This is a genomic window from Streptomyces sp. NBC_00637 (genome assembly GCF_045161545.1).
Lineage (GTDB): Bacteria > Actinomycetota > Actinomycetes > Streptomycetales > Streptomycetaceae > Streptomyces.
Genome location: NZ_CP109046.1, coordinates 2,294,429 through 2,310,729, shown reverse-complemented (window position 1 = coordinate 2,310,729; position 16,301 = coordinate 2,294,429). Strand labels below are relative to the sequence as shown.

Genomic DNA, 16,301 nt, shown 5'->3' with positions numbered 1-16,301 from the left:
CGCATGAGCGAGGTGAAACCCCGTCGAGTCGCCGCCCGGATCGTTGTACCGTTCTTGATGTCCCTGTCCCATGGACGGGCAGGGCCATCGATCCCGTACCGGCGGGTGAACCGGCTACACATGTACGTGGGGACTCTGTCCTTCGACCTCCTCCTCGGCGACGTACGGTCGCTGAAGGAGAAACGCTCCGTCGTCCGTCCGATCGTCGCCGAGCTCCAGCGCAAGTTCGCGGTGAGCGCGGCCGAGGTGGACGACCAGGACCTCCACCGCAGGACCAGGATCGGTCTCGCCGTGGTCTCCGGAGACGCGGAGCATCTGACCGATGTACTGGACCGGTGCGAACGGCTGGTCGCCGGGCGCCCCGAGGTGGAGCTGCTGTCGGTCAGGCGCCGCTTCCACGGTGAAGACGACTGACCGACCGACAACGCAAGAGAAGAAAGAACGGGAGACGGACCAGTGGCCGACAACGCGCGCGCCAAGAGGCTGGCGGACCTCATCCAGCAGGTGGTGGCCCAGAAGCTGCAGCGCGGGATCAAGGACCCGCGGCTCGGTTCCCACGTCACCATCACGGACACCCGGGTGACGGGTGACCTCAGGGAGGCGACGGTCTTCTACACGGTGTACGGGGACGACGAGGAGCGGGCGGCCGCGGCCGCCGGCCTGGAGAGCGCCAAGGGCGTCCTGCGCTCCGAGGTGGGCCGTGCGGCGGGCGTGAAGTTCACACCGACGCTGGCCTTCGTCGCCGACGCCCTGCCGGACAACGCCCGCACCATCGACGACCTCCTCGACAAGGCGCGTGCCGCCGACGAGAAGGTCCGCGAGGTGTCCGCGGGCGCCGGGTACGCCGGCGAAGCCGACCCGTACCGCAAGCCCGGTGACGAGGACGAGACGGACGACTCCGCCTGATGAACCACAAGCAGACCCCGCCCGACGGCCTTGTCATCGTCGACAAGCCGTCGGGCTTCACTTCGCACGACGTCGTGGCCAAGATGCGCGGGATCGCCAAGACCCGCCGCGTCGGCCACGCCGGCACGCTCGACCCGATGGCGACGGGCGTCCTCGTCCTCGGCATCGAGCGGGCGACCAAACTCCTCGGGCACCTGGCGCTCACCGAGAAGGAGTACCTGGGCACGATCCGGCTGGGCCAGACGACCCTGACGGACGACGCGGAGGGCGAGATCACGGGGTCCACGGACGCCTCGAAGGTCACCCGGGACGCGATCGACGCGGGCATCGCCAAGCTGAGCGGCGCCATCATGCAGGTGCCGTCCAAGGTCAGCGCCATCAAGATCAACGGAGTCCGCTCCTACAAGCGGGCCCGCGACGGCGAGGAGTTCGAGATCCCGGCCCGTCCGGTCACCGTCTCCTCCTTCTCCGTGTACGACGTGCGGGACGCCGTCGCCGAGGACGGCACCCCGGTCCTGGACCTGGTCGTGTCCGTCGTCTGTTCCTCCGGCACCTACATCCGGGCCCTCGCCCGCGACCTGGGGGCCGGCCTCGGCGTCGGCGGCCACCTCACCGCTCTGCGCCGCACCCGCGTGGGCCCCTACAATCTGGACTCGGCGAAGACGCTCGACCAGCTCCAGCAGGAGTTCGGCGTGATGCCGATCGCCGAGGCGGCCACCGCCGCGTTCCCCCGCTGGAACGTGGACGCCAAGCGGGCCCAGCTGCTCACCAACGGCGTACGCCTGGAGATGCCCGACGCGTACGTGGGCACGGGTGCCGTGGCCGTCTTCGACCCCGAGGGCCGGTTCCTGGCCCTGGTCGAGGAACAGAAGGGCAAGGCGAAGAGCCTGGCCGTGTTCGGCTGAGCGATTCGAGACGCGGCACGCGTCGGCGCGCGTCGCGTGGTGCCGGGTCGCGTGGTGCCGCGAACCCGGGTGCCCGTGGAGCGGCGAACACGGGGTTGTGCTGCGCCGCCGCTCCACGGTCCCCCCTCGGTTCCCCCACCCCTAGGGTGTATCCAGCGGCCCTCGTTCATTCACCCGTCCGGGCAGGCGCTCGGAGTGAACCCGGGGAGTGCAGGGGGGCGCGTTCGTGCCGTGATCTGTCCCGCTGATCATCCCGCCCCTACCGTCGGACCCAGGGCACGCGGGCGCGGCGGGAGGTACGACGATGGCGGGACGAAGCCCGCGGACACCGCGGCACGACTCCTCGCGGGGCGCGACCCGGAGCCGCCCGGCGGAACAGCCGGGCCCCCTGGATCCCCCGGATGCTTTCGGTCCCCCGGAGGTCCCTGACCCCCGCAACGCCGCCTTCGCCCCGGACCTCGCCACCGACGGCCATGCCTCGCTGGTCAGGATCAGCGACCTCGCCGGCCGGCCGCGCGGCACCGGGTTCGTCGCCGACCACCAGGGCACGGTGATCACCAGTCACGAGGCGGTCGACGGCCTGCCCCGGCTCGTCCTCCACGCCGCCGGCGACCGCGGTTGCGTCGTGACCGCCGACGCGGTCACCCCTCTCCCGGAGCTCGACCTGGCCCTCGTCCGCACCCAGGGGCTCGGCGGGATCCCGCTGCCGGTGACCGTGCGGGACGGTGTCGAGACCGGCCGGTACGTCCGGCTGGCCGCCGGCTGCTGGCGCGAGGCGCGGGTCCTGGACGTGGCGTCGGTGACGTACACGGCGACGGACCGCTTCCACCTCCTCGACGGCGCCCTGGAGCTGGCGATCGGCACGGCGGGCCGGGACGCGCTGCGGCTGGGCGGTGGCGCGGCCGGGGGACCGGTCCTCGACGCCGAGACCGGCGCGGTCGTCGCCGTCCTCGGCACCGCGCTCCGGTCCGACCACCGGGAGACCGGCTTCGCGGTACCGCTGCGCCCCCGGATTCCCACGCCCGACGACGTCCCGCCCGACGATGTCCCGCCCCACGACGACATCCCGACGACCGGGGTGCCCTCCCCGGCCGGCGGCACCCCCGGCGGCCTGCCGCCGAGCGACCACATGAGCGACGGTGGGCCGCCGAAAGGACCGCCCCCGGGTGCGGGGGAGGCGTTGAGGGGTGCGGGTGACCTGGGCGTCGGCCTCTACGGTGGCGGTACCACCGGGACAGGGGCCGGGACAGGGGCCGGGCCGTGGGCGGCGGCGGAGCCAGGGGTGGGGCAGGGGCCGGGGCCGGGAATGCGGGCCGGTGGTCCGCTGGCCGAGCTGCTCGCGCGTAACGCGGCCACCGTGCCCGCCTACGGCGCCGACCTCAACCTGGCCGGTCTCCTCGAACTCACCGCTACCTCCGTGGGGTCGGACGGCCCGCCCGGTGCGCTGTCCGGCCCCCTCGGCCAGACCGCGACCGGCTCCTTCGTCGCCCCTGCGGAACCGATCGAACGTGATGTCCCGGCAAAGGAGTTCGCCGCCTTCGAGACGAGCCCGGCGGTCGTCCTCGGGCTCGTCGGCGCACCGGGGAGCGGCCGTACGACGGCACTCGGAGCCCTCGCCGCGCGCCGCGACCGGGGCGCACGGCCGGCCCCCACCCTGTGGCTGCGCGGGGCCGACCTGAGGGCCGGGGACGACTCCCTCGCCGACGCGGCCCGTCGCGCACTGAACCGTGCGGCACGCATCGTGGCGGCTTCGGGCCCGGCCTCGGCCATGGCGTCGGGTCCGGCTTCGGCGGCAGGCGCGGCAGCGGTAGCGGGGCGGGCGCCGGGCGCCGATCCGAGCGGGCCGTCCGGCATCCGCGGCCTCGGTGACGTCACCCCCGAGCGGCTCGCCCGCCTCGCCCGGACCGTCGGACGCCCCTTGCTGCTGCTCCTCGACGGACCCGAGGAGATGCCCCCCGTCCTCGCGCACCGGCTCGCCGAGTGGACCGAGGGCACGGTCGACTGGTTGCGGGAGACGGGCACCCGGCTGGTGGTCGCCTGCCGCGGGGAGTACTGGGAGCGGGCCGGCGCGGAGTTCCCGCCGGAGCTGCTCCACGGGGCCGCGACGGCAGGGGACCCGCTCCCGCCCTGCGTCCGCCTCGGCGACCTCACCGCCGACGAGGCGCGCGAGGCCCGCGCCCGCTACCGCGTACCCGAGGGCGTCCTCGCCGCCCCCGACGACCGGCACCCCCTCACCCTGCGTCTCCTCTCCGAGGTCTGGGCCGCCCTCCCAGGCCCGCAGGCCCCCGCGCCCGTCGACCGCGACGACGTGCTGTCCGCGTACCTCGACCTGATGTGTCTGCGGGTCGCGGTACGCCTCGCCGCCGAGAACGGGCTGCGCGGCAGCGCCGTACGGCGTCTCGCGGCGAAGGTCGCCGGCCAGGTGCACGAGGCCGCCCGCCGCAGTCTCGGGCCGGGCCAGGGCGAACTGGACCGGGCGTCGTTCGAGGCGGTGTTCCCCTGGGGCCCGGCGCCGGCCCGCCTCGGTGGCGGCGCCGGGTGGGCGTCCGCCGTCCTCGCCGAGGGCCTGCTCGTGCCCGCGGGCGGCGGCTACCGCTTCGCCCACGAGGAACTCGCCGACTGGATCCAGGGCGTCCACCTCGACCTGGACGAGGCCCTGCGCGCCCTGGTGCACCGCCGTCGCGCAACCGACGGAGGGCATCCGCTGCCCGTCCCGCACCACCGGGCAGGTCCCGTCGTCGAGGCCCTGCTGCTCCTCGGCCGTCAGCAGGGCCCGCACCGACTCGCGCTACGGCTGCGGGAGTTGGTCCACGCCCTGGACGCCGACCCGGACTCGTGGTGGGCGGCCCGGCTGCTCACCGAGACCCTGTCGCGCGTTCCGGACGCGACGCCGTACACGGGCGTCCTGCGCCTGCTGGCGGATCTGATCGGCGCGGGGGCCCAGGCGCACGGCCGGTTCGTGGACTTCGGCCCCGCCTTCTGGACCGGGCTGGTCCTGGCTTCCGACGCCCGCCTCGACCTGCTGCGCCGTCTCGTCCTCGCCGACGGCGCCCCGCACGACGCGGACGGGCCGCGCTACCTCGACGCCGTCGCCGGGCTCCTCACCGCCGACCCCACCGCCGTACAGCCCTGTCTCACCCGCTGGTTCGACGACGAGCGGCCGCTGCCCGCGACCCCGCACGCCACCGTGGCGACCGCCGCGCAGGCGCTGCTGCACACCCACCGGCACCGGGCTTCGGACGACCTCACGGAGGCCCTCGTCGACTGCGGGCACCCCCGCGCCGACGAGTTGCTCGCCGTCCTGGCGGAGGAGGAGCCGTCCGCGCTGTGCCGGGCCGTCGACCGCTGGTCGCACGACGGGCGGCCGGCCCGGCGGACCGCGGCGATGACGTACGGACTGCATGCCGCCCCGCACATCCGGACGGAGGCCGACCACCGGCTGCTGCGTTACGCGGCGCTCGTCCTGCTGGCCCGGCCCGCCGACCACGCCCTGCACGGTGGCGCGCTCGCCCTCCTCGTCCGGGACCCCGAGACCCGCGCCCGGCATCTGCCGCAGGCGCTGGAGCGGTTCACCGCGGGGGACCCGCGCCTGCCGCCGGCCGCGCTGCTCACCGCCCTCGGCACGCACCCCGAAGCGGTCCTGGACGCCTTCCGGTCCCGCCTGTGCGGCCCCGACCGCGCGGACACCGGCAGTGTCCTGCGCGCCCTCGCCGAGGTCACCCCGCCCGCCCTGGCCCAGCGGGTCGCCGCTCTCGTCCGAGAGGTAGTGGAGCGGCGACCGGAGGCCGCCGGACAGGTCGCCGCGTACGTCGACCGGCGCCTCGACCACGGCCCCGCCGCCCGGGCCGTCCTCCTGCCGCTGGTCACGGGCCTGCTGGACGACGGGGGGCCCGAGCGTGTGCGCGCCGCGCTGGCCGGTGTGCTGGCGGCGCCCGGCGCCCCGAGGTCCCGCCCCCTGCGGGACGAACTGCTGGAGCACCTCCTCCTGCGCGAACGCTCCCCGGAGGTCCTGGACGCCGTCCTGCACGGCGCCGCCGGGCGCGACGGCGAGGACCTGCGCGCACTCGTCCACCGCACCGGTCTCCTGATGGTCCGCACCCCCGACGGCGCGACCCGCTTCGACCGCGGTCTGGTGGAGTCGGCCCGGCACGTCCCGGGCTTCGCCGCGCGGGTGGTGGACTGGCTCACGGACGCGCCCGGGGAGTGGGCGGCGGTGGTCGGCCCCAGCGCCCGCCGGACGATCGAGAACCTGGCGGGGGCACGGGTGCCCGCGTGACGCGTCGCCTCCGTGAGGGGTCGTCCCTGTGGCCCGACTCACGTGGGTCGGGTCACAGCCTCCATGTCGATGCGGGCCGGAAGCACCCGGCATGGCACCCTTAGTCCTGCGCAAGAGGCAATGGTGGATACGGACACGGGTTCGAGGAGCGGTCACAGTGCAACGCTGGCGTGGCTTGGAGGACATCCCCGAGGACTGGGGACGCAGCGTCGTCACCATCGGCTCCTACGACGGGGTCCACCGCGGGCACCAGCTGATCATCCGGCATGCCGTGGATCGCGCCCGTGACCTGGGCGTTCCCGCCGTCGTCGTCACCTTCGACCCGCATCCCAGCGAGGTCGTCCGCCCCGGCAGCCACCCGCCGCTGCTCGCCCCGCACCACCGTCGCGCCGAGCTGATGGCCGAACTGGGGGTGGACGCGCTGCTGATCCTCCCCTTCACCACGGAGTTCTCGAAGCTGTCCCCTGCGGACTTCGTCGTCAAGGTCCTGGTCGACAAGCTGCACGCCAAGGCGGTCGTCGAGGGCCCCAACTTCCGTTTCGGCCACAAGGCCGCGGGCAACGTCGAGTTCCTCACCGACCAGGGCAAGGTGTACGACTTCGACGTCGAGGTCGTCGACCTGGTGCTGTGCGGTGAGGCGGGCGGCGGGCAGCCGTTCTCCTCGACGCTGACCCGGAGGCTGGTCGCCGAGGGCGATGTCGCGGGTGCGGGGGAGATCCTCGGCCGCCCGCACCGGGTGGAGGGGATCGTGGTGCGCGGCGCGCAGCGGGGGCGGGAACTCGGTTTCCCGACCGCCAACGTCGAGACCCTGCCGCACACCGCGATCCCGGCGGACGGCGTCTACGCGGGCTGGCTGCACGTGAACGGCGAGGCGATGCCGGCCGCGATCTCCGTCGGCACCAACCCGCAGTTCGACGGCACCGAGCGCACGGTGGAGGCGTACGCGATCGACCGCGTCGGCCTCGACCTGTACGGCCTGCACGTCGCCGTCGACTTCCTCGCGTTCGTGCGCGGCCAGGCGAAGTTCGATTCGCTGGACGGGCTGTTGGAGCAGATGGCCGAGGACGTGAAGCGCTGCAAGGAGCTGGTGGCGGCGGAGTAACCCGCCTTCTCCCGTCGGGGGTTCGACCGAAGAACGGCCGAAGGGCGGCCGGTGTCCCGGGACACCGGCCGCCCTTCGGCGTTTCTCACTGCTGCCGCTCTCGTCGCTTCACTGCTGCGGGGGCTGCCCGGGCTGGGGTGCCTGGGGGGCCTGAGGGGCCTGGGGGTGTTGCGGGTAGCCGTAGGCGGCCGGGGGATACCCCGGGTGCTGTTGCTGCTGTTGCTGCTGTTGCTGCTGTGGCGGCTGCGGGGCGTAGGGCTCCTGTCCCGGCTGGGGCTGCTGTGGATACGGCTGGCCCGGCTGCTGCTCCGGATACGGCTGACCCTGGGGCTGCCCCTGCTGCGGGGGGTACGGCCCGCCGGGGCCGGGCTGGGGCGCCTGCGGGTACGGCTGCCCCGTCTGCGGCGGATACGGCTGCCCGGGCGCCGGCTGGCCCGGCACCTGCTGGCCCGGCACCTGCTGGCCCGGCAGCGGCGGGGCGGCCACCGGCGGCGGGTTGCCGTCGCTGGTCCACAGGCCCTGGCGCTGCTGATGGCGGATGAAGTCCTCCGCGACCAGCGCCGTGAGGTTGAAGTACGCCTCCCGGACCTTCGGCCGCATCATGTCGAGGTCGACCTCGGCGCCCGCGGCCAGGTGCTCGTCGAACGGCACCACGACGACACCGCGGCAGCGGGTCTCGAAGTGCGACACGATGTCGTCGACCTTGATCATCTTGCCGGTCTCGCGCACCCCGGAGATGACGGTGAGGGACCGCGAGACGAGCTCGGCGTACCCGTGCGCGGACAGCCAGTCCAGCGTGGTGCTGGCACTGCTCGCGCCGTCCACCGACGGCGTGGAGATGATGATCAGCTGGTCGGCGAGGTCGAGCACCCCGCGCATGGCGCTGTAGAGCAGACCGGTGCCGGAGTCGGTGAGGATGATCGGGTACTGGTTGCCCAGCACCTCGATCGCGCGCCGGTAGTCCTCGTCGTTGAAGGTCGTGGACACGGCCGGGTCGACGTCGTTGGCGATGATCTCCAGGCCGGACGGCGCCTGCGAGGTGAACCGCCGGATGTCCATGTACGAGTTGAGGTACGGGATCGCCTGGACGAGGTCGCGGATCGTGGCCCCGGTCTCGCGCCGGACCCGGCGGCCGAGCGTACCGGCGTCCGGGTTGGCGTCGATCGCGAGGATCTTGTCCTGGCGTTCGGTGGCGAGGGTGGAGCCGAGCGCGGTGGTGGTCGTGGTCTTGCCCACGCCGCCCTTGAGGCTGATCACGGCGATCCGGTAGCAGGACAGCACCGGCGTGCGGATCATCTCCAGCTTGCGCTGCCGCTCGGCCTCCTCCTTCTTGCCGCCGAGCTTGAAGCGGGAGGAAGCGGCGGCGGGCCGGCCGCTCTTCGCCTTCTGCCTCTTGTTGTTCAGCAGTCGGTCGGAGGAGAGCTCCACGGCGGCCGTGTAACCCAGCGGGGCGGCACCGGGGTTGACCGGCTGCCGGTGGTCGTGCTGGATCGGCTGCGGCCAGGCGGCACCGGCCCGTGGGTCGACGGGCGGCTGGTGCTGCTGATGCGGCTGCGGGCCCTGCGACGCGTCGGGGGCCGGCACGTGCGGGGCCTGCGCGGCGTGCGGTACCGGCGACTGGGGCTGGGGCTGGGGAGGCTGCCCGGGGAAGCCCTGCGCGGCTCCCTGCGGGAATCCCTGGGGGGCGGGTGCCGGGGGCTGCCCGTCCGCCTGCTGCGGGATGCCCGGCTGCGGGAAGCCGGGGTGCGGGAAGCCGGGGTGCGCTTGCGGGGCCTGCGGCTGCTGGGGCTCCTGGGGCTGCGGCGCCGGGGGCTGGGGGAAGCCGTAGCCGCCGGGGGCGGGCGGTGCGTCGGTGGGGTGGGGGAAGCCGTAGCCGGCGGGCGGCTGGGGTGCCGCAGGAGCCGGTTGCGGTGCGGGGGCGGGCGCCGGAGCGCCGCCCGGGTGCGGGAAGCCGTAGCCCGGCTGCGGGGCAGGGGGCTGCTGGGCCGCCGGGGCCGGGGCGGGCGGCTGCTGCGGGAAGCCGTAACCGGGCTGCGGTGCGGCCGGGGCCGGCTCCGGAGCCGGCGGGTTCCAGCCGACCGGCGCGGGCGGGGCTGCCTGCGGCTGGACGGGCGCGTGGACGGGCGGCTGTTGGCCAGGCGCGGGTGCGGGCGCCACGGCGTCGGCGGGCTGTGACTGTGCCGGCCACTGGGCCGCCGGGGCGGGTGCCGCGGGCTGGTACGACGGTGGCAGCGGCGGCAGCTCGCCCTGCGGGGCCGGCGGAGGGGTCCAGGCGGGCTGCGCAGGGGGAACGGCGTCCTGCGGCGCGCTGACCTGCGGCTCGACGGGGCCCGCGGGGTCGGCGGGGTCGGCGTCCGAGGGTCCTTCGGCGGCGGAGTCGTGCTGCGGGGCAGCGTCCTCGATGACGGCGTCGTCGTCGGATGCGGGGCCCGTCACGGCCTCGGCGTCCTGGGGCGCCGGCTCGTCGCCCGGGGGAGTCGCGGCGACGCCTTCCTCGGCTGGTGCGGTGCCGGGCTCGTCGGCCGTACCGTTGGTGCGGACTTCGGCCCCGGACTCGCCCTCGGTGTCGACCGCGTCCTCGGCGGGGTCGGCGGACGCTGCCTCGTTGCCGTCCGTCGCATTCCCGTCGGTGGGTGCGTCCGCCGTATCCGTCGCGTTCGCGTCCTCGGACGGCGCGGCGCCGGTCGACGGAGAAGGGGCGACCTCGCCCTCCTGCTGCGCGGGCCCGTCGGGTTCGGCCTGTACGGCGGCGGCGTGCTCCGCGATCTCGCGCTTGAGGGCGGCCGCGGAGAACCGCATGGTCGCACCGCTCTCCAGGTCCCCGTTTCCGGAACCGCTCTCCTCGCCACTCGCCGAAGCCCCCGCGGCTCCCCACGGGACCTCGGGCTGCCCGTGCGGCTGAGACTGCGGCTCGAATCCGCTGCCCGCCGGAAGGCCCGGCACGGCGACCGGCCCGGCGCCGGGAGGCGTGGCGGGCGCCGCCGGAACGGGCGCAGTGAACGGAGTGGGCGGCGCGGGAGGCGCGGGAGGCGTCGCGGGCGTGACCGGTCCGCCGGGCGCGGCCAGGGGGAATGCCCCGTCCGGCGCGGGCGGCGCAACCGGGGCGAACGGAGGCGCGGGCGCCGCCGGGGCCTGGGTGGACGGAGCCTCAGGCGCGGGCACTGCCGGCGGCGGGGCCGGAGCGAACGGAGCCTCGGGCGCAGGCGCGGGCGCAGGTACAGGCGCTACCGGCGGCGCAGCCGGTGTGAAGGGAGGCGCGGGCACCGCCGGTGGCGGGGCCTGGCCGAACGGAGCCTCCGGCGTGGGCGGCGCCGGCGGCGCGAACGGAGCTCCGGGCGTACCTGCCGGCACCGCCCCCGACCCCGCCCCCGGGCCGACGCCCGTGCCGGCGTCCGAGCCGGTAGCTGCCCCGGGTGTCGTCCCGGGCCCCGCGCCCGGTGCCGGACCCGAACCGCCGCCCGTGTTCTGCGTGTACCAAGCCGGCGGCGCGTAGTCGATGGTGAACTCGCCCGTCGCCTCCACGGAGGACTCCGCGTCGGGCTGGTCATCGCCGGGTGTGGCCCAGCCCCCGCGGTTCCCGTCCCGATCGCTGCTCACAATTCCTCCTGATGTGGTCGAGCACCCTCATGCCGTGCCGGGGCGACCGTTCGCTTGTCGTGCTTGAGTGGTTCGAGGCCGTCTGACGTCGTCCGATGCGGCTTTCCCCCGGGGAGACGCCGACGTCCACCCCACGGTTTCCGGCCTCGCGCCCCGTACCAGCCTAATCATCGGACAGCCCACCTCGGCAGGGCCGCCCACCCGTCGGCATCAGTCCACCACGTCAGGCAGCCCCCGAAAGGGCCGCACACATGCTTCAGGTCACTCGCCAAACGGTCATAACGGCCGAAGTGCCGCACGGGCGGCGGGAGAAGCCGCCGGGTCAGTCCATCCGTCTCGGTGTGCCCAGCAACCCGATCTCCGCATCCGTGGGTTGCGTCATCACGTACTGCCGGTCGCGCTCGGCGCACCACAAGGTGAACCCGTCGGCGAGCGTGGGCAACGCCTCGACGTCCTCCCGGGACAGCGACAACGCGCGGCCCAGTTCCGCGGCCTCGTCCGGTGAGATCCGCTGTACGCCGACCAGCCGGGCCTGCCGGACCAACCGCGGGGCGACCGGACTGAGATACGGCAGCAGCGTCAGCACGGACTGCCAGGGCCCCGAGGTGACCCGGCCGCGCGGCGGACGCATCCCGCAGTCCCGCACCACCAGCACCGGCGTGCCCGCCGACGCGCCCTGCGGAGGCACCCGGCCGACCTCGTGGACGGCAAGCCCGTTCTGCCCGCCGCCCATCGCGTGCACCATCTGCACCCAGGCCTGCGGCCGTCCCGTCTCCACGGCCACCCGGGCCCCGGTCGCCGCCGTCCTGAGGGCGAGGACCTGCGCGGTCCACAGCCCGCCGATCAGGACGACGTCGTACGGCGTGGGCCGGTTGATGCCCAGCACGGCCGGCCGCCCCCGGGCACCGACGCCGATGACGACACCGTCGTCCCCAATGGGCAGCGCGAGCGCGGCCAGTTGGTCCGCGGACACCGAGTGCCGGCCGTGCCGCGGCCCCCTCAGGCCGAAGCCACTGCGCGGCGAGGGGCGCGGCGAGAGGCGTCCGGGCCGGCCGGCGGACGGCTCCGGTTCGCCGGAAGCGGAGGCGCCACGGGTCGTCGTCGTCACCGAGCACCTCCGAGCGGCAGCGTCGCGAGCATGCCGGGCACCTGCTCCCGGTCGAGACGGGCGAGACCGGCGCCGGTGTGCCGGGCCGCGCCCCGCACCGCCCGCCGGGCCGCCACGAGTTCGTCGTCGCTGCGCCCCGTCACCCGGATGTGCCCGGACAGGGACACCTCCTGTCGGTCACCGCGTGCGAGGGTGACGCTGAACGTGGTGGCGAGCGCGGGAACGGCCGTGACCAGGGCGACGAACTGCGGGAGCGACGGGCCGTCGCCGCCCAGCGCGGGCCACCGGCGCAACCAGAACGTGGTGTGACGGCGGTTGTCGCAGCGCCAGCTCCGGCCGGTCTCCTCGGTCCGCCGCTCCACCGTCCCGGTCCGCCCGGCCTCCGCCGTCACCAGCGGGTTGGCGCACGCGGACGTGGCGATGGCGGCCGTCAGCTCCTCCTCGTCGAGGACGGTCGCCCGGAATCCCGCGCCGGTCAGCCGGCTCGCGAGATGGTCCACCGCCCGGACGACGCACTTCTGCGCCCCGACCGCACCGCCCCCGCGGACGGCCACGGCCTCCGGGCAGAGCTCCGGATCCAGCTTCAGGGCGATCCACGTGATGCGGACCGCCGGCGCTCCGGTCTGCTCCTGCAGAGGCGCGTAGTTGGCCACGGCCACGGACTGCGGGGGCAGGTGCAGAGCGGGCGCGGGCTGGGTGTGCAGCACGATCTGGGCGGACTCCAGCCGGATTCCGTCCACCTCGAGGGCGTCCCGCACCAGAGCGAGCGGCAGGGGCTGCCGGCCGCGCTCGGCCCGCATCGCGGCCGTGTCCGCCTCCACCTGGAGAACGGCGGTGACGAAGGTGCCGTCACCGACGATCCCCACGGGCCGCCGGTCCCGGCCGCTGTACGTGTACGTCCGCAGCCCGGGATCGCATTCCACGGCGGGCGCGAACCCCGGTTCCGTCCCGGGCGGTATCTCCAGCCGCGCCGCCAGCCGCCGACGGGTCTTCAACTCCCTCGCCGTGGCGAGCCACTGCGGAACCGAACGGCCGCGACGGCGCACGAAGGCGAGAGCCACCAGCAGGGCGGCGACCACCGCCGCCGCCACGAACACCACGGGACCGCTCACCCAGCCGACGAGCAGGACGGCGGCCGCGATCTCCAGCAGCACGAGGCGTTGCAGACGGAATGCCCCGGCCTGTCCCGTGCGCGTCCGCAGATGCGGGGCGCCCGGTGCCGACGGCCGTGCGGTCCGCTCGGGCGGCAGCGGACCGGTCGTCGAGGAACCCCGCGTCCGCGACCGCCCGACGGAGCGCACGCCCGTTCCCGAAACCCTCACCGCGTCCCCCCCGTTCCGCTCACGAACCGCCCGTGTTCCAGCACCGCACAGGGCACTCGACGGCCCGGGAACCCTACCCGCTCCCCAAGTCCCCATGGTTACCGGGCATAGTAGGTGGCCGCTCTGACATCGGAGACGGGGAGCCGGCCCACCGCGTCGCGGATCACGCGCATCACGCGGATCGGCCGGAAAACGGGGAGAGACGGGCACAGATGGCATCTCGGCGGGACCAGCTCAACGCCTACACCTTCGCGAAGCGCCGGATGCTCGCGGCTTTCCTCCAGCCGTCGCCCGACGGCTCGGAGGAGGGGGCACCGCGGCCGTTGCGCTCGATCCTGCCCGGGATCATCGTGGGGGTGCTCGTCATGGCCGTCTTCGGGGCGTGGGGCATGTTCCGGCCGACCGCGCCGAAGGGCTGGGACACGCCCAACGCCAAGGTGATCGTCGCGAGCAAGTCGACCACCCGCTATGTAGTGCTGCGGACCGGCGACGAGGTCCAGCTGCACCCGGTCCTCAACATGGCCTCCGCCAAACTGCTCCTCGACGAGGGGCAGGGCCAGGTGGTGACCGTCTCGGAGTCCGTCCTCGACAGCGGCAAGATCCCGCACGGTGTCACCGTCGGCATCCCGTACGCCCCCGACCGGCTGCCCTCGGATTCCGAGGCGGGCAAGGCGAAACGATGGGTCGTCTGCGAACGGCCCGGCGCGGGAGGCGGGGACTCCGTCCAGAAGGCGGCACTGGTCCTGGCCGCCCGCGAGAAGGACGCGACCGAGGGCGCGGGACGTCTGCACGACGGCCAGCTGCTCTATGTGGCCGACCCGGACGGCAGACGCTACGTCGTGGACGCGGCCGGCACGGCGTACCCGGTCGGCAAGACCGACGAGCTGCTGCTGCGCGCGGTGGTCGGCTCCGGCCGGGAACCCCAACGGGTGTCGTCGGAATGGATGGCGACCCTGCACCAGGGCGATCCCATCGCGTTCCCGGACATCCCCGGACAGCCCGGCGAGGCGGCCGGCGCGCCGGGCCAGCTGGACACGTCGGCCGACCGGGTCGGCATGGTGCTCAAGGCGTTCGACAACAACACCGAGCAGTACTACGTGGTGCTGGGCGACCGGGTCGCTCCCGTGTCCGCCTTCGTCGCCCAACTGCTCCTGTTCAGCGAGGAGCTGGCGCCCCTCGGCCAGGCCGGGCACGCCCGTGAGCTGAGCCCCGGCGCGATCGTGCCGGGCGAGGCGTTCGGCACCGAGCACCGCTGGCCCACCGGCGACCCCGAGCCCGTCAACGAGGCGTCGGGGGACGCCGGGAGCCGCAGCACGATCTGCAACGTCCTGCGCGGCGTGAACTCCGGCACGGGCGCCACCACCCTGAGCACCTGGGTGGGCACGGACTTCCCGGCCAAGCTGCCCACCGGCTCGTCCAGCGCCTATGTGACGCCGGGCTCCGGCCAGCTCTACCGCCAGTTCCAGGGCGAGGCGACCAAGGCCGGCCCGGTCTTCCTGGTCACCGACACGGGCCTGCGCTACGTCCTGCAGTCCAACGGTGACAGCGCGACGGACGACGCGGGCATCGGTACCACCGCCGAGCAGCGCGAACAGCAGCAACAGGAGGCCCGGCAGGCCCAGACCCTGCTGGGCTACAAGGACGTCGACCCGGCGCCGATCCCGGCCGCCTGGTCGGAGTTCCTGCCCACCGGCCCCCGCCTGTCGACGGCGGCGGCCCGCCAGCCGCAGGGCTCGTGAGGAGGAGGACGACGGTGCTGCGGACGGCGATGACGCCTCGTACGACCCGGACGGCCCGGGCGCCGCGCAAGGCCCGGGGACCGCGCACGGCGACCCCACTGCTGCGCACCGCGCTGACGGTGACCGCGGCCCTCCTCGGCACGGCCACGGTCCTCGCACCGCCCGCGCAGGCGGCGGACAAGCTGCCCTACTCGGACCAGTGCGCGTTCCCCAACGGCGAGTACCCGGGCCGCCCCTGGGCCCTCCAGCGGGTCCTCCTGGACGAGCTGTGGAGCCGCTCCAAGGGCGAGGGCGTCCGGGTGGCCGTCATCGACACGGGCGTGGACGTGAAGAACCCGCAGCTCACCGAAGCGGTGGACGCGAAGGCCGGCCGCAACCTTCTCCCGAAGAACCTCAAGGACGACGACGGCGACCCGATCGAGCGAGGCGCCGAGAACGGCACCACGGACACCGTCGGGCACGGCACCAAGGTCGCCGGCATCATCGCGGCCCGCCCCCTCGACGGCACCGGCTTCGTGGGGCTCGCCCCCGAGGCGACGATCATCCCGATCCAGCAGAACGACGCCGAGGGCCACGGCGACACCGACTCCCTGGCCGAGGCGATCCGCTATGCCGTTCGGGCCGGGGCCGGGGTCGTCAACATCTCCCAGGACACGTCCGACGCGGTCCGGCCGACCTCCGACCTGGAGCGCGCCGTCGACGAGGCCCTGGACCACAACGTCGTGGTCGTCGCGTCGGCGGGCAACGACGGCCTGGGCGGCAACGTCAAGGAGACCTACCCGGCGTCCTACGAGGGCGTCCTGGCGGTCGCCGCCTCGGACCGCAACAACGAACGCGCCTCCTTCTCCCAGTCCGGCGACTTCGTGGGCGTGGCCGCACCCGGCGTCGACATCGTCTCCACGGTCCCCCAGGGCGGCCACTGCTCCGACAACGGGACGAGCTTCTCGGCGCCGTACGTGGCAGGCGTCGCGGCGCTGCTCAAGGCGCGTCACCCGGACTGGACCGCGCGCGAGATCGTCGCCCAGATCGAGCAGACCGCGGAACGCACCATCGCGGGCCACGACCGACTCGTCGGCTGGGGCGTCGTCGACCCGGTCCGCGCCCTGACCGAGGACGACCGGCCCATCGAGTCCCCGAGCCCCCGCGACGGCCTGGGCGGCGCCGAGGCCCCGAGCCCCGCGAAGTTCCACACCGGCGAGACCCCCGACGAGCGCAACACCCGCCTCGCCACCTACGCCGTCGTCGCGGCGGCGGTCCTGGTGGCGGCTCTCGGCGGCACGGCGGTGGCGATCCGCGACGCCCGGAGACGGGCGCGGAGGGTCGTGGGGGCGGAGTAGGGGCCGGCG

The 16,301-nt window shown here is 74.7% G+C and carries 10 protein-coding genes; 7 read left to right on the top strand and 3 right to left on the bottom strand.

The window, feature by feature from the left end; all coding sequences use genetic code 11:
• Positions 1 to 120: 120 nt before the first annotated feature.
• From OG440_RS09760 to OG440_RS09740, 5 genes are all read left to right on the top strand, one after another.
• The gene (locus OG440_RS09760; protein WP_307165694.1) at positions 121 to 414 is read left to right on the top strand and encodes a DUF503 domain-containing protein; all 294 of its coding nucleotides are present in this window, start codon (positions 121 to 123) and stop codon (positions 412 to 414) included.
• 42 nt (positions 415 to 456) lie between these two features.
• Complete coding sequence (gene rbfA / locus OG440_RS09755) at positions 457 to 906, top strand: 30S ribosome-binding factor RbfA (protein ID WP_406006448.1); 450 nt, start codon at positions 457 to 459, stop codon at positions 904 to 906.
• The gene (gene truB, locus OG440_RS09750) at positions 906 to 1,811 is read left to right on the top strand and encodes a tRNA pseudouridine(55) synthase TruB (protein WP_406006447.1); all 906 of its coding nucleotides are present in this window, start codon (positions 906 to 908) and stop codon (positions 1,809 to 1,811) included. Before rbfA ends, truB begins: the two co-directional genes overlap by 1 nt.
• Positions 1,812 to 2,115: 304 nt before the next feature.
• Positions 2,116 to 6,087 carry a trypsin-like peptidase domain-containing protein gene (locus tag OG440_RS09745; protein WP_406006446.1) on the top strand — a complete coding sequence of 1,324 codons (3,972 nt, stop codon included), beginning with the start codon at positions 2,116 to 2,118 and terminating at the stop codon, positions 6,085 to 6,087.
• A 157-nt stretch (positions 6,088 to 6,244) separates the two neighbouring features.
• Complete coding sequence (locus OG440_RS09740; protein WP_406006445.1) at positions 6,245 to 7,189, top strand: bifunctional riboflavin kinase/FAD synthetase; 945 nt, start codon at positions 6,245 to 6,247, stop codon at positions 7,187 to 7,189.
• 108 nt (positions 7,190 to 7,297) lie between these two features.
• On the opposite strand, the gene OG440_RS09735 is transcribed toward OG440_RS09740, so the two are convergent.
• The 3 genes from OG440_RS09735 to eccE all read right to left on the bottom strand — a co-directional run bounded on the left by OG440_RS09735 (position 7,298) and on the right by eccE (position 13,195).
• Positions 7,298 to 10,786, bottom strand: a complete 3,489-nt coding sequence (locus OG440_RS09735) for an SCO5717 family growth-regulating ATPase (RefSeq protein WP_406006444.1) — start codon at positions 10,784 to 10,786, stop codon at positions 7,298 to 7,300.
• Positions 10,787 to 11,108: 322 nt separating this feature from the next.
• Positions 11,109 to 11,894, bottom strand: a complete 786-nt coding sequence (locus OG440_RS09730) for a hypothetical protein (protein WP_406006443.1) — start codon at positions 11,892 to 11,894, stop codon at positions 11,109 to 11,111.
• Positions 11,891 to 13,195: a type VII secretion protein EccE gene (gene eccE / locus OG440_RS09725; RefSeq protein ID WP_406006442.1), complete on the bottom strand. Its 1,305-nt coding sequence runs from the start codon at positions 13,193 to 13,195 to the stop codon at positions 11,891 to 11,893. The genes OG440_RS09730 and eccE overlap by 4 nt, the downstream gene beginning before the upstream one ends.
• Before the next feature lie 233 nt (positions 13,196 to 13,428).
• Between eccE and eccB the strand changes: the two genes are divergently transcribed.
• Together eccB and mycP are read left to right on the top strand one after the other, a co-directional pair.
• Positions 13,429 to 14,955 (top strand): type VII secretion protein EccB, encoded by a 1,527-nt coding sequence (gene eccB, locus OG440_RS09720; protein WP_406006441.1) that lies wholly within the window; start codon positions 13,429 to 13,431, stop codon positions 14,953 to 14,955.
• 29 nt (positions 14,956 to 14,984) lie between these two features.
• On the top strand, positions 14,985 to 16,292 hold the full coding sequence (gene mycP / locus OG440_RS09715) for a type VII secretion-associated serine protease mycosin (RefSeq protein WP_406011305.1): 1,308 nt from the start codon (positions 14,985 to 14,987) through the stop codon (positions 16,290 to 16,292).
• Positions 16,293 to 16,301: the final 9 nt, after the last annotated feature.

Excerpts from the sequence above, each read along its gene's own strand:
- truB (WP_406006447.1), top strand. The coding sequence starts at position 906 with ATGAACCACAAGCAGACCCCGCCCGACGGCCTTGTCATCGTCGACAAG.
- eccB (WP_406006441.1), top strand. The coding sequence starts at position 13,429 with ATGGCATCTCGGCGGGACCAGCTCAACGCCTACACCTTCGCGAAGCGC.
- OG440_RS09745 (WP_406006446.1), top strand. The coding sequence starts at position 2,116 with ATGGCGGGACGAAGCCCGCGGACACCGCGGCACGACTCCTCGCGGGGC.
- OG440_RS09760 (WP_307165694.1), top strand. The coding sequence starts at position 121 with ATGTACGTGGGGACTCTGTCCTTCGACCTCCTCCTCGGCGACGTACGG.
- mycP (WP_406011305.1), top strand. The coding sequence starts at position 14,985 with ATGACGCCTCGTACGACCCGGACGGCCCGGGCGCCGCGCAAGGCCCGG.